This window comes from Pseudoalteromonas piscicida, assembly GCF_002744175.1.
In the GTDB taxonomy this organism is placed as follows: domain Bacteria; phylum Pseudomonadota; class Gammaproteobacteria; order Enterobacterales; family Alteromonadaceae; genus Pseudoalteromonas; species Pseudoalteromonas piscicida_B.
This window is the reverse complement of the sequence record NZ_NKHF01000068.1, coordinates 103410-115884: the sequence shown is the minus strand read 5'-3', so window position 1 is coordinate 115884 and position 12475 is coordinate 103410. Positions and strand designations below refer to the sequence as shown.

The 12475-nt window shown below is 44.2% G+C and carries 15 protein-coding genes; 8 read left to right on the top strand and 7 right to left on the bottom strand.

The annotated features are described in order from the left end of the window. Positions 1 to 110: 110 nt before the first annotated feature. Positions 111 to 1481, bottom strand: a complete 1371-nt coding sequence (locus tag CEX98_RS15275) for a TIGR03503 family protein (protein WP_099642910.1) — start codon at positions 1479 to 1481, stop codon at positions 111 to 113. 49 nt (positions 1482 to 1530) lie between these two features. After that, positions 1531 to 2241, bottom strand: coding sequence for a DNA polymerase III subunit epsilon (dnaQ, locus tag CEX98_RS15270; RefSeq protein ID WP_099642909.1), 711 nt, complete (start codon positions 2239 to 2241; stop codon positions 1531 to 1533). A 69-nt stretch (positions 2242 to 2310) separates the two neighbouring features. Between dnaQ and rnhA the strand changes: the two genes are divergently transcribed. Then, positions 2311 to 2781 carry a ribonuclease HI gene (gene rnhA / locus CEX98_RS15265; protein ID WP_099642908.1) on the top strand — a complete coding sequence of 157 codons (471 nt, stop codon included), beginning with the start codon at positions 2311 to 2313 and terminating at the stop codon, positions 2779 to 2781. 113 nt (positions 2782 to 2894) lie between these two features. On the opposite strand, the gene CEX98_RS15260 is transcribed toward rnhA, so the two are convergent. Beyond that, positions 2895 to 3644, bottom strand: a complete 750-nt coding sequence (locus CEX98_RS15260) for a class I SAM-dependent methyltransferase (protein WP_099642907.1) — start codon at positions 3642 to 3644, stop codon at positions 2895 to 2897. A 52-nt stretch (positions 3645 to 3696) separates the two neighbouring features. Here CEX98_RS15260 and gloB point away from each other — a divergent pair, with 52 nt between their 5' ends. Together gloB and CEX98_RS15250 are read left to right on the top strand one after the other, a co-directional pair. Continuing rightward, the gene (gene gloB / locus CEX98_RS15255) at positions 3697 to 4464 is read left to right on the top strand and encodes a hydroxyacylglutathione hydrolase (RefSeq protein ID WP_099642906.1); all 768 of its coding nucleotides are present in this window, start codon (positions 3697 to 3699) and stop codon (positions 4462 to 4464) included. A 225-nt stretch (positions 4465 to 4689) separates the two neighbouring features. Continuing rightward, a complete protein-coding gene (locus CEX98_RS15250; protein ID WP_099642905.1) occupies positions 4690 to 6264 on the top strand; it encodes a lytic transglycosylase in 1575 nt (524 codons plus the stop codon). 48 nt (positions 6265 to 6312) lie between these two features. On the opposite strand, the gene CEX98_RS15245 is transcribed toward CEX98_RS15250, so the two are convergent. Genes CEX98_RS15245 through CEX98_RS15235 form a run of 3 tightly spaced genes read right to left on the bottom strand, consistent with a single transcriptional unit; the run spans position 6313 to position 7807 of the window. Continuing rightward, positions 6313 to 6756 (bottom strand): flavodoxin, encoded by a 444-nt coding sequence (locus CEX98_RS15245; RefSeq protein WP_099642904.1) that lies wholly within the window; start codon positions 6754 to 6756, stop codon positions 6313 to 6315. Further along, positions 6756 to 7490, bottom strand: a complete 735-nt coding sequence (gene truC / locus CEX98_RS15240; RefSeq protein WP_099642903.1) for a tRNA pseudouridine(65) synthase TruC — start codon at positions 7488 to 7490, stop codon at positions 6756 to 6758. Before truC ends, CEX98_RS15245 begins: the two co-directional genes overlap by 1 nt. Further along, on the bottom strand, positions 7490 to 7807 hold the full coding sequence (locus CEX98_RS15235) for a YqcC family protein (protein WP_099642902.1): 318 nt from the start codon (positions 7805 to 7807) through the stop codon (positions 7490 to 7492). Before CEX98_RS15235 ends, truC begins: the two co-directional genes overlap by 1 nt. 155 nt (positions 7808 to 7962) lie before the next feature. On the opposite strand from CEX98_RS15235, the gene CEX98_RS15230 reads away from it, so the two are divergent. Together CEX98_RS15230 and CEX98_RS15225 are read left to right on the top strand one after the other, a co-directional pair. Then, the gene (locus CEX98_RS15230; protein WP_099642901.1) at positions 7963 to 8991 is read left to right on the top strand and encodes a DUF3549 family protein; all 1029 of its coding nucleotides are present in this window, start codon (positions 7963 to 7965) and stop codon (positions 8989 to 8991) included. Beyond that, complete coding sequence (locus tag CEX98_RS15225) at positions 8992 to 9297, top strand: DUF3301 domain-containing protein (RefSeq protein WP_099642900.1); 306 nt, start codon at positions 8992 to 8994, stop codon at positions 9295 to 9297. A gap of 856 nt (positions 9298 to 10153) precedes the next feature. Here the strand turns inward: CEX98_RS15225 and CEX98_RS15220 are convergent. Further along, positions 10154 to 10786 carry a GNAT family N-acetyltransferase gene (locus tag CEX98_RS15220; protein WP_099642899.1) on the bottom strand — a complete coding sequence of 211 codons (633 nt, stop codon included), beginning with the start codon at positions 10784 to 10786 and terminating at the stop codon, positions 10154 to 10156. A gap of 266 nt (positions 10787 to 11052) precedes the next feature. Here CEX98_RS15220 and CEX98_RS15215 point away from each other — a divergent pair, with 266 nt between their 5' ends. The 3 genes from CEX98_RS15215 to CEX98_RS15205 all read left to right on the top strand — a co-directional run bounded on the left by CEX98_RS15215 (position 11053) and on the right by CEX98_RS15205 (position 12412). Continuing rightward, positions 11053 to 11280, top strand: coding sequence for a DUF2789 domain-containing protein (locus tag CEX98_RS15215; RefSeq protein ID WP_099642898.1), 228 nt, complete (start codon positions 11053 to 11055; stop codon positions 11278 to 11280). A 98-nt stretch (positions 11281 to 11378) separates the two neighbouring features. Then, entirely contained in the window at positions 11379 to 11639 is a 261-nt protein-coding gene (locus CEX98_RS15210; protein ID WP_099642897.1) for a hypothetical protein, read from the top strand. Continuing rightward, positions 11639 to 12412 carry a Zn-ribbon-containing protein gene (locus tag CEX98_RS15205; protein WP_099642896.1) on the top strand — a complete coding sequence of 258 codons (774 nt, stop codon included), beginning with the start codon at positions 11639 to 11641 and terminating at the stop codon, positions 12410 to 12412. The genes CEX98_RS15210 and CEX98_RS15205 overlap by 1 nt, the downstream gene beginning before the upstream one ends. The last annotated feature ends 63 nt before the right edge of the window (positions 12413 to 12475 follow it).

The window sequence follows — 12475 nt, the reverse complement described above, 5'->3', positions numbered from 1 at the left end:
GCGTCGAACTCTTGCAGCATTTGCTGTAGGATGTGCTCCCTGACAGCGGCGTGAATAATACGAATGACCCCCTCATGAGTCAACCGTTTTTTGAAAAAAAACCGTGTTTTTTAGTTATCTTTCATTGAAAGGTTCAAAATATCACCTGATTTATCACTTTTTGAGCCATTTTCGGTTGAGTTATTTTCAGCAGAATCTAAATCATCTAGATCAATCACTTCTTCTGATTTTTTCAATGGGTTTTTCAGTGTTGGCAGTTTTAGCTTAATTGGCTTTTTTTGCACCAAGATTCGAATAGCTAACCAACCGATGAGTAAAACAATCGCGTTTCCTGCCACAATAATACTCACTAACACCCCTGTGCTTATTGTGGGTTCTGGCTCAGGTTCAGGTAATGTGCTCTTAGGTAAGACAGGAGCTTCTAATTCAGGTACTTTTTCTATTGGCCTTTCTATTTCAAAGTTATAGTTAGGCAATGTCGCCATAAACTCTCGGCCATTGATGTTTTCTCCAAATGCAGAGATCTCGACGCTATATCGTCCCCAGTCATAATTTTTTATTGCTAACTGACGATACAGGCGCTCCTGTGCATCTAGGGTAAACATTTGCTCTTCACCGTTTGGATAGAAGATCTTACCTTGTAGAATAATAGTCTCTGGTTTTACCACCGAGTCGTCTATCGAGATTGTGAGGCCGTGTTCAAACTCATTCTCCCCCGCCAACATCAGTTCAAAGTTAAATGGTGGCTCAGCGATAATAATAGGCGGCTTAATCACCCTGCGCTTCAGAATTGGCGTTTCTATAAAAAACTCAGGCTGCCACTCTCCTGCCGGAAAATTAAGTTTAAACTCACCGGTAAAAATACCGTCCAGCGGTCTTTCGTCAAACTCACGACCATCATCCTTAAAGTCAGTTACACTTTGGGTGCCTGCCCCAAAGTTGGCATATTCATCATTATTGGTACTAGAAAATTCTACGTATAAAGTTACGACATCGCGAAAATAGCCCACATCAATGGGTTGATCGTCATTGGTAACCTGACCTGTTACTTTTAAAATCTCACCACGAAAAAGTAACGGTGGCAGGGCTTCCACTTCAAGTTCTATATCACCCAGCACCATAATCCGGCTGTTCTTCTGAATTTGCCCAATCACCTGCCAAGGCCCTGGCGTCGGATTTTTTAAAATGATCAAATCATAACTGACTTCGTCATACCATTGTAACGACTCATCATCCAAAGAGCTCGTCGCATAATACTTACTACCGTCGGGTTTTACTAATACCACCGCGGGTGTACCTGGAGCTCGAAAGAACAACAGCGTGATCTCTTCTATATTGTGATCGATGCGAAAGCGGTTATCTAATAGCGGGATCTCATTGACCTTACCATCTCGCTGCAACATAGTGATCTGCGGTGTTTGCGCGCTCACTACCGTGCTGACTAACAACATAAGTCCCAAGATAAGCCGCTGTAGATTCATGCATTAACCTTCTGTCACTTTGGTGGAAAAGTTGATTGTACGTCTCTCGTTATTGTTGCCACAGACTTTGCCCTGCGGCTTTATTAACGAGTTCTAAACGTTCTGTATGTGCTTGTTCTTCATCGGCAGTTGCACGCAAAACTTTAAGTGCTGGACGGTTGCTGTCTAGTCTAACAATGCCACCTGCTGAATTGTCTTGATTGCCTTTATTTTGGCTCGCTAGATTTAATTTCTTTTGTCCGCCGGTCATCGACAGGTACACATCAGCTAAGATCTCGGAATCCAGCAATGCGCCGTGCAATGTTCGTTTAGAGTTATCTATATCATAACGGCGGCATAAGGCATCTAGACTGTTTTTTTGACCCGGGTGAAGATCCCTTGCCATTACTAACGTGTCGAGTACTTTGCAATACTCATGGGTTGCCGGAAAGCCTTGATTTAACTTGGCAAACTCATGATCCATAAAGCCGACGTCAAATGGTGCGTTATGAATAACCAGCTCAGCCCCTTTAATATAGTCGAAAAACTCTTGAGCAACCTGATGGAAGAAGGGTTTATCACGCAAAAACTCATTAGTAATACCGTGAACATCAATAGCCTCTTCTTCAATATCACGTTGAGGGTTAATGTATACGTGAAAGTTATTTCCCGTTAGTCTGCGATTGACCAGCTCAACACAACCTATCTCGATGATCCTATGTCCAGCCTTAGGGTCAATACCTGTGGTTTCTGTATCCAGTACTATTTGCCGAGTGTGCATATCGTTGCTCGCTTAACTTTGCTATTATTTTGCCCTATTCGCACATTTTACATAAAAATAGGCAAATCAGTGCAAAAAACCGTAGAGATTTATACCGATGGCTCATGTTTAGGTAATCCGGGACCAGGGGGATATGGCGTTTATCTTTCCTATCAAGGACATGAAAAAGAAATGAGCGAGGGGTATAAGCTCACGACTAATAATCGCATGGAAATGCTCGCTGCTATTGTTGCACTTGAAACACTAAAGCGCCCGTGCGAGGTGATTCTGTACACCGATAGCCAATATGTGAAACAAGGGATCGAGTCATGGCTAGAAAACTGGAAAAAGCGCAATTGGAAAACCGCTGCAAAACAGCCAGTTAAAAATGTCGATTTATGGCAACGGTTAGATGCTGCAACTAGTCGTCACACTATCCAATGGCGTTGGGTAAAAGGCCATGCTGGAAACAAATATAACGAATTGGTCGATGACCTAGCACGAGAAGCCGCGTCAGGTTCGAACTTGCTCGTCGATGAAGGCTACGAAGCCAGTATCTAATGCTTGGGCCTGTTGAGCTTTCCAGTTTGTTTTTGCAGCAGCAAAGGTAGCAGGCCCTAATAAACACTTCGAAAGAGCAGTGCGTTATGTAGCAGCGCCCTGAACACATGACCTTAGTCTTTGTCTTGGCAGGTTTGTCTGAGTCCTGCTCCTTTTACAGCAGGCGTCCACTTAGGCTTTACATGCCACTTAGGCTTAATTGGTGTTAGAGGCATTACTCGTTTTCTTGCCACCAGCATATAAACGCTGCCCATCGGCTTTAAGTAATGCCGACAAAAACGACGCCAAGGGGCAAAGCGAGATAACCTCGACCCTCGTGCCAACGAAGCATAAATAAAGCGTTCATCGCCGACAATTTCAAAGCCAAGCAAATCTAGCCAGTCTTTTACCCGCGACGGCGTAAAGAAACGCCCCGACCAAGGCAGTTTTTCTCTGCTAAAGGGCAACATTTGTGCTATCCCACAAAGACTAAATGGGTTAAAGCCTGAGATCACAATATAGCCACCGGGGATCAAGGTTCGGTGGGCTTCTCGCAAAATATGATGGGGATCGGAGTGATATTCTAAACATTGGCTTAAGATACAAGCATCCACCGAGTTTTCATAAAACGGCAGTTCATCAATCTCGGCAAATACTCCCACGTGCTTACCTTGCGGTGCCACACAAACCTGATGCTTGATCGGGCTTGCTGATGTATCTATTTGACCGCTTAAACACCCGAGTTTTAACATGTGATAACCGAACATTCTCGGCAACCATGCATCCAGTCGTTTTTGGATCCCTACTTTTAAGTATTCACCGTGAGGGAAGTCTTGCCACTCGTCCGGTTTAGGTCCTTGTAAAAAACTTAACGCTGGTTTCATTTACTAAGCTCGTTATACTGGTGTTATCAATCACTTTATAGAGCATTGCGTTATGGTGCAAGTCGATGCAATCAAAGCATTTGATGATAATTATATTTGGGTGATAAAAGACCCTACTCACTCAACCTGTTGGGTCGTCGACCCCGGTGACGAAAAACCCGTTCTAGACTACTTAAGCCAGCACAATCTTACCCTTGAAGGCATTTTGGTTACCCACCATCACTGGGATCATACCGATGGCATCGCGCCGTTGCTATCGTGTTTTCCAGACCTTACCGTATATGGACCAAAAAATGGAAAATATCAAGGGATCACACAGCCACTCGTGGAACATGATTCAATCGTCTTAGCGGGGATTACCCTAAACGTTATCGCCACACCTGGGCATACCCTAGATCATATTTGCTATGTGAATAATGAAATCGCCTTTACTGGAGATACGCTGTTTAACGCCGGCTGCGGACGATTATTTGAAGGAACGCCCGAACACATGTGGCACTCATTTAGTAAGCTCCTCACCCTGCCAGACACCTGCCAAGTTTACTGTACTCATGAGTACACACTGGCGAACTTAACGTTTGCACAAGCGGTTGAGCCAAACAATCATGCTATCGCCCACTATCATCAACAAGCGCAAGCTCTGCGTAAAGCCAATAGACGCACCGTCCCGACAACCATCGGGCAGCAAAAGGCGATTAACCCATTTGCGCGAGCAGCTCAGCCAGATATTCTCTCACATACACCAAAACAGTTTATCCAGGCTAAAGATACACCTGAAGCTCGCTTTGCTGCACTACGAAAATGGAAAGATAACTTTTAAAATAATCAACAGTGACTGAGTGTAACGTCAATATGGCATTTTCTTTGACGTTGCCTGTCCCCGCTGCCACTTAAAAACGATTTATTTCTCGCTTTCGTGGCACAATACGACTTGCGACACATCAAAATGGATGCAAAGAAAATAATAAAGAAGCTTTAAATGCAGAAACAAACTCGGTAATATTGCCGAGTTTTTGTCCGAACCTCCAAACGAAAGAACGCATTTATGAAAAAGCTCGCCTTCATTGTTGCATCTGCAGCAATTTTAAGTGGTTGTGAAATCACCCAAGAAACATCCCTAGAGACTGCAACAGAACAAGTTAAGCAGGCTAATTTAGACCATGCGAGCCCTTATGATATCTCTCAAACACTTAGCACCTCATGGCAAGATGAGGATGAAGAAGTAGTACCTGTATTTGATGACGTATGGGAGCGGATCCGTTATCAACTCTCTATTGAAGTGCCACAAAACCGTCCTGTGGTTGCTGAGCGCAATTATTATCAACGTCACCAAGCATACTTAGACCGTATTGCAAAACGTGCTGAGCCATACCTTTACTATATTGTCGAGGAAGTGGAAAAGCGTAATATGCCCGTAGAGATTGCCTTACTCCCGATAGTTGAAAGTGCATTTGACCCTTTTGGTTATTCTCACCGAACCGCTTCTGGTATTTGGCAGTTTATGCCACAAACGGGTGAGCGCTTTAACTTAAAACAAAATTGGTGGTACGACGGCCGTCGCGATATTGTGGCCTCGACACAAGCAGCGCTTGATTACCTAACCTACCTGCATAAGACACTTGAAGGTGACTGGCTCAATGCCATAGCCGCCTATAACTCAGGTGAAGGCAGGCTGCTCAGAGCAATACGTAAGAATCGTAAGAAGCATCTTCCTACCGATTTTTGGTCTCTTGACTTACCAAGAGAAACCACCGCATATGTACCAAAGCTATTGGCTTTATCTGACTTATTGAAGCGCTCAGACGAGTTTAAAGTCACTTGGCAACCGATAATTAATGCACAAGTGGTTGATACTGTAGAAGTCGGTTCACAAATTGATTTAGCACTAGCAGCAGAAATGGCGGATATTTCCTTAACGGAGCTTTACCGATTAAACCCAGGCTTTAACCGCTGGGCAACCGACCCTGATGGTCCGCATCAATTACTGTTGCCGATGGAGAAAGTCGATGCATTCAAGGACAAGCTGGCAAAAACCCAAGTTAAGGACCGATTACGCTGGCAATACTATACCGTACAACGAGGCGATAGCCTTTCTGTGGTCGCAACTAAGTTCAACACCAGTATTGGCGCGATCCGTTCACTCAATAGTATTGACGGTAATATGATCCGCGTTGGCCAAAAGCTGCTTGTACCACTTAGTGACGGTGAATTACAAAGCGAACATTTACCTCCTGAAGTACGCCTAGCAGCCAACAAGGTGACGAAGCAAAAACTGAGTCATACTGTTAAATCTGGCGATACCTTGTGGGATATTAGTCGTGAATACGATGTCACCGTGAAACAACTTGCAAGCTGGAACAAGCTCAAAACCAATGCAGTACTGCGCCTAGGCCAAAAGCTTACCGTCTTTAAAGACGAAAAAGCTGCACGTCAAACGGTACTAATCGACTCGCAGCGTACCATTACCTACAAAGTGCGCAAGGGTGATTCACTTGCTCGTATCGCTACTAAGTTTAATGTGAGCGTTAACGAAATCGTAAAGTGGAATAACCTGGCCGGGCAAAAGTACCTACAGCCAGGGCAAAAGTTAAAGCTAAAAGTACAGACTAAACGCGTGTAGTACACGTTCAGCAACAAAACGAAAAATAGAGCCTACTGGCTCTATTTTTTATAGTTTATCGGCTAACGTTTGAAGCCAAGGCTCAGCGCACTCCCAAGGTTCAAAATACTCACAAGCATCAATATCTAAACGCGCTTGCACTCGCGTGGCATTTAATTCTTCGATAAGTGCATCAATTTGCTTACCCGCACCACAATAGGTATCACCATAACTTGTGTCTCCTAGCGCAATAACTGCCACCTGCTTACCGGTGAGCATAGGAAATTCGCTTTGCATCTGTAAAAACAAAGGCAATAAGTTATCAGGAATATCCCCCGACCCAGTTGTTGACGATATAAACAAGATGTTCTCGGCTTGTTTAAGCTCTGCCAACGTAGCAGGCTCAACAACATGTGCTTCATGCCCTGACTTATTCAAAAACTCAGCGCTATCATTCGCCAAGTTTTCTGCGTTGCCATACATACTGCCCACAAAAATGGAAACTTTTGCCATTATTTATAATCCTTCTCATTGTCTGACCAACCAAGACTAGAAAAGACCGCAAGCGCAGCTTCTCCTAGATTGGCGGTAATTGAAATTTCAACGTTGGTGTAAGGATGAACAAATTCCAGCCGCGTTGCAAATAGCATCAACCGGCGTAAACCAAAGTGCTCAACGAAAAAGTGGTTGTGCTTGTTATCACCATGATTTACATCACCAATAATTGGATGTGCTAGATGATTCAAGTGCCGCCTGATCTGATGCTTACGACCTGTTTGGGGAAAACACTCAACCAAAGAGTAACGAATGCTGGGATACTTACCAAAAGGGACTGGTAGTGTAGCCTGTAATAAGCAGTTGATCTGCGTTTGTGCCTCTTGGGGCGCTTTATTCTGATCAGCAAACTTATCCGCAATCTTATCCAACTCTTCTTTTAGCGGCTTATCGACAAATCTGGAGTCGGGTGCAAAGCCACGCACCAAAGCCAAGTACCGCTTTTTAATTTTGCCCGCGATAAAAACCTCATTCATGGCTCGCGCTGCCTCTGAGCTCAGTGCAAACAACAGCACCCCAGAAGTTGGCCTATCTAGGCGATGCACAGGAAAGACGTGTTGACCGAGTTGATCACGCAGCATCTGCATGGCGAATTGAGTTTCGCGTTTGTCTAAAAAAGAGCGGTGAACGAGTAAACCTGACGGTTTATTGATGGCGACGTAATGCTCATCTTGATACAAAATTTCAAGCATTAGCGTCCCTTTGCAAACGTATTATCTAAGTTCTTCAAACACTGGTGCACCGAATTGAAGTAGAGGTGCTCACTTAATACCATTTCGGCCATAGGGGCAATGGCCATGTTTGTTGGGAGCGCCTCACCTTCTGCTATCATGGTTCGTACTTTATCTAAAAATACAAACTGTAACCATTGTTCGAATGCCATGGTATCGCAACAAAATGGTTCTGTGGACGCTAATGCCTCTGCTGCAATTGGCGTTTCCTGCCAAAGACCTGCCGCCTTTAAGCAAGCTTCTAGTTCATCTAACTGAATCAATACTTCCGAAGTCATCGGTACTTTCTCTTTTTCAATTTTAGATATTATAACTATATGCGCGATTGCTCAGCTAGCCTATTCTCTCTTTGCTACTTTTATGAGGCTTATCAGTGCCTGCAAAAACCGCTATAATTGCCGCTAATTTATGTACCAGTAACAATAGAGTATTCATGAGCGCGCAAATTTCTACTTTAGGTGAACTACTAACAAATGCCGGCACACAATGGCGTGTGTACGATATGGGCCGTCGCATCACAAAGATCGATAAAAAGCAGTTTGCGCAAATTGAAAACACACAGGCTCCTTACCCATACCCGTTAGGTGGTCACGCTATTATGGCAATTCAATTTTGGGATAACCAAGCAACAGTTGATCCCTATGTGTGGTTTTTAAAGTTTCCACTGGATGAGCAAAGTAAACTCATTATCGCCAGCAGAGATCACTTTGCCTCAATGGTGCTTGAAGCGTTAGGCACACAATTAACAGGGGAAGCAGCGCAAGGTAAGCTTGATAACAATCCCTATGTTTTTACACCAAATGCGAATAAATTAGCCGCTTTTAACGCCTTACTGAAACGCGAATTAAACCGCCCTGCGTCACAATATTATGAGCATGCTGAGCTTTATTTTTCAGGCAAGCTCGGGTTTGACCGCTGGCAGGAAATTGCATTGCAGGGGATCGCTGATTTTTCACAGCGTCTTGACCATGGCAATAATGCCGAGAAGCTTCAAAAGGCTTGGACAGCTCTCCCTATGGAGGTTAAAACCCCATTAGCAGCGATGCTCGAACATGTTGCGGTGTCCACTACACAAACGGAAGACTTTCTGGGGTCGCTCACCCTCGCTTGTCAGCAGCAAAACAAAGATGCGGTTGTAACAAATTTACGTGCAATGTCTGGTAGCCATGCGCTTGGTCTTATAGCGCAAGCAGTAGACTCTATTTTGGCTTCTGAACTTGCATTAGATGCCGATTGCTTACTGACGATTGCCGGACGTGCATGGGAAACACTTACAGACCAAAACAGGCTACATGCCTACATGGAAAAAGCCGCTGAGCACAACCAAATTGATGGCCTGTTCAACAGTATTTTCGCAGACTTAGTTGCAATCCCCATGTTACGCCCACATGCTTTAGGGATGATTAGAGCAGAAAATCGCAGTGAAACTCTGTCTCGCGCTATTGGAAGGTTATTTTCTTAAATGACAACACTTTGGCTTTTTATCATCGTCTCAGCTGTGATCGCACTATTTTGGTATAGTCGTCAAATTGCTGAGGCCGCAAATAGACACGCTCAGCATCAGGCTGAGAGTTTGCAGGTTCAACTATTAAGTGTAGCTTGTACCAAGCGCAGAATAGGCGTGCTAAAAGGCGGCAAACTGGGTATAAAAAGCCAATTTATGTTTGAGTTTAGTTCTGATGGCGAGTCTGCCTACCAGGGCAAACTTTACCTAGAAAATGAACGATTAGTAAAAAAGGAGCTGCCTGCATATCGGATCACAGGGTGATTTGCAGGAGGACATGTTAGGGCTTTCAAAGTAAGTAATAGCTACAGTAACGAGACATACAGACGCTTAAAATTTGGCAGTGCTACACTACATCCATGTTGATTTTTATAAGTAGCACAAAAAACTAAGGCGCTAGCCTGTTTGCCGCGCCTCAATCCTGACGATTATCCCAAGAGGTTTCCGCTCCCTCTGCTTCACAACCCAAAAGCAATCCGCCAATTTTTCTTCCCCTGAACGGGTATATACTCCGACCTACCCGATTCTCATCCTTGTGTCATCCATAAGCACATCCCGTGCATCTCCTTTTTAGCCTCTTGGCCTCCACTTCGCTTCCTGCGCTCCTATGCCTTCTTGGCTCCGCTTCACACACTCCTTATGTGCTCCCTTTACATTGTTACGTCCAGTGTAACCCATCCACTTCGCAACCATCCGGATTGCGCTCCTTAATCCTAGAGCTTTGCTCGTCCTTAATTATCTTCCATGTTCCACTTCGCTTCCCGCGCTCCTATCACACCCTGTGCTTCCATTTCCTTTATGAAGCTCCGCTTCACACTCGCTTCCTCGAGTTCCTGATCTTCCTTGCCTTATGAGTTACTTCCCTCTGTTGTTGTCAAATTCCTTATCCTTTGACGCTGAGCTCCTGCTCTTGTGTTTCCTTACATTGTTAAGTTTACGGTGTTCTGGTTTTTTTGGCAGATAGCTGAGCGCTATCTTTTTGCTGTCATTTTAACGACAAATAAACAAAACACTTTAAAAACAACACTTTAACTTAGAAACAAACTACAAATTCGGTACTACAAAACGCCTTAACCCACATCCATGTAAGAGATTTCTCACAGGGTAATTTCCGTTGTTGCTATTTATTCTTAAATAGCAGTGTGCCCTCCACTGAGCTAAACACCATATTCTGTAAAATGTGATAGCCATGACCTTCAAAAAACTGGGCTTGCGCTTGCTGTGTAATAAACACCGCCATGCCTTTGGTGTCATCGCTTTGGGCAATCAAATCATCCAGCGCTGTTAATAGGTAATGTCCATACCCTAAGCCTTGTACATGTGGGTCCACGGCAATTAGAGATAAAAAGTGATAGGGCTCTAGCTCTTGAAGTGCGGTTCTGATCGCCTTTTCTTTATCTATTAACTGCTGCGTCTGCAGGTAACCGGCGCTTAGCATCAACCTTAAACGCCAATGCCACTGACGGCTTGCTTCCAGCTCGCCACTGTTTGCAATCACACAAGCTACAGCCAGTAGCTTGTCTTCTTTGTACAATCCAATCATGGGCTGTCCAGTATGACCAAACGCTGACAACTCCTCTCGGATTAACGCGCGGAGCTTTTTCTCAAATGTGGCCTGTTCTTTTGCTTCAAGTACTTGTTTAAGAAGTGGATCATCATGGTAAGCTTGATACAACACGCTCGCGGCTACATTAACGTCTTCAGGGCTTAAATATCTCACAACGAGTTCATTTACAGCGGTTTGTACTGACATAGCGGTTCCTTATTGTTATTAGTCACGCTGTTAATAAGGGATAATTGACATCCGCTCCCCCTTAAATCCAGCTTCTTTAGTTACACTCCACCAATGTACGGCTAAGGCGTCGCGTCCAACATTGATACAAGTCACAATATATTCATCGACTATATTGCACATTACGTAAGTCACACTAGTTTTTGTCACTCATAACTTGCGAAAGGTTTTGCAACCACCTTTACTATAGTTAGTGAGTAAAATTCAAGCAAACGAGGGAGAACGAAATGGACACCAGCCAGCACACCATGAGCACGTTATTTGCCCAACTCGGATTAGATAACGATCCCAAAGCTATAGAAACCTTTGTCAAACAACATCGCCTTCCTAATGACATGCTATTGAGCCAAGCCCCATTTTGGAATGAAGGCCAGCGCCATTTTATTGAAGAATCGCTAAAAGAAGATGCTGATTGGAGCGAACTCATCGACGAACTCGACGCCATGCTCCGGTAAATCATATAACGGTAATAAGGGCTACACAGATAGCCCGCATTACGACTTGGTGCTATGATCCACTCCAATAAACTAAGTTAAGGCGTTTAGGAACTTCTATGCACCCTGCAGTTGCCAGAGCTATTAAAAAGTTGGCCGACAGTGGAATCACTCCAACCGTCGCGCTAACAAAAAGTAAATTAACCCAGAGCGTTGCAATGCCCGACATCATTGCGGGCATCGCTGCGTACAAACAAGACCCCACTTGTATCGAACAGTGCCAACCTATTGAAGAGACTAACAACCTCTCTTCGCCCACTCAGCTTGACAGAATAGAAGCAAAACTAGACAAGCTTCTCGCGTTATTGGAGAAGGCGTAGTGTTTGTTGTTGATTTAACTTTTGATTGCTATGCAGAAACGACTCTAGAGGCAGCCGAGCAAGCCATTAATCGCGTGGTCAACGCACTGCGGTTTAACGGTCAAATTATAGGTGATGAATTCCCTACCGTACTGAAAGATGGGTATTTTGTTACCCGTGTAATGTGCCCAGAAGAAGATTCGTTACACCCATTGAACCACAGCCCATTTGTTAAGTTTGCGATTGAACAACTACAGCAATCAGGCTTGCTCGCACCCAAAGTCAAAGTTTTTGGGCAAGACATACATGCAAACAGCACCGATGCTTGTCATGAGCCTTCAAGCTACATTCTATACACAACTTACGTGCATACCTGTAGCCCACTTTATTGTGGCGATGACTTCTTACCTGTTCCGCTATACAAAATTCCTGCGATTGCCAATGGTGACTACAAAGCCTTGATCAAATGGAAAGAAGATTGGCAAGCGTGTGACCAAATTCAAATAAATGGTGCAACACGGTGTGAGTTTGCAGCGCTGGACGAGATCTCTAGTACTGATAGCGACTTATTTAGGCGAGGAATGGACTTGAGCAAACGTATCCGCTACCTCACGAAAAAGCCAGTTTACTACTATTTATACCGTGTTGGCGGAGAAAACCTAGCAGCAGAGCAAGCCCGAAAATGCCCAAGCTGTGAGGGGGATTGGCTGCTAGAAACACCTTGGTTCGGTCTATTTGATTTTCGCTGTGAAACCTGTCAGCTTGTCTCTAATATATCTTGGGACTTTCAGTAAGAAACCTAAGCTAAAAAGCGTAATATCACTTCAGCCAGAAGTTCTTTATTAATATAAGACAAA

Excerpts from the sequence above, each read along its gene's own strand:
- CEX98_RS15275 (WP_099642910.1), bottom strand. The coding sequence starts at position 1,481 with ATGAATCTACAGCGGCTTATCTTGGGACTTATGTTGTTAGTCAGCACG.
- dnaQ (WP_099642909.1), bottom strand. The coding sequence starts at position 2,241 with ATGCACACTCGGCAAATAGTACTGGATACAGAAACCACAGGTATTGAC.
- CEX98_RS15260 (WP_099642907.1), bottom strand. The coding sequence starts at position 3,644 with ATGAAACCAGCGTTAAGTTTTTTACAAGGACCTAAACCGGACGAGTGG.
- gloB (WP_099642906.1), top strand. The coding sequence starts at position 3,697 with ATGGTGCAAGTCGATGCAATCAAAGCATTTGATGATAATTATATTTGG.
- CEX98_RS15250 (WP_099642905.1), top strand. The coding sequence starts at position 4,690 with ATGAAAAAGCTCGCCTTCATTGTTGCATCTGCAGCAATTTTAAGTGGT.
- CEX98_RS15245 (WP_099642904.1), bottom strand. The coding sequence starts at position 6,756 with ATGGCAAAAGTTTCCATTTTTGTGGGCAGTATGTATGGCAACGCAGAA.
- truC (WP_099642903.1), bottom strand. The coding sequence starts at position 7,490 with ATGCTTGAAATTTTGTATCAAGATGAGCATTACGTCGCCATCAATAAA.
- CEX98_RS15235 (WP_099642902.1), bottom strand. The coding sequence starts at position 7,807 with ATGACTTCGGAAGTATTGATTCAGTTAGATGAACTAGAAGCTTGCTTA.
- CEX98_RS15230 (WP_099642901.1), top strand. The coding sequence starts at position 7,963 with ATGAGCGCGCAAATTTCTACTTTAGGTGAACTACTAACAAATGCCGGC.
- CEX98_RS15225 (WP_099642900.1), top strand. The coding sequence starts at position 8,992 with ATGACAACACTTTGGCTTTTTATCATCGTCTCAGCTGTGATCGCACTA.
- CEX98_RS15220 (WP_099642899.1), bottom strand. The coding sequence starts at position 10,786 with ATGTCAGTACAAACCGCTGTAAATGAACTCGTTGTGAGATATTTAAGC.
- CEX98_RS15215 (WP_099642898.1), top strand. The coding sequence starts at position 11,053 with ATGGACACCAGCCAGCACACCATGAGCACGTTATTTGCCCAACTCGGA.
- CEX98_RS15210 (WP_099642897.1), top strand. The coding sequence starts at position 11,379 with ATGCACCCTGCAGTTGCCAGAGCTATTAAAAAGTTGGCCGACAGTGGA.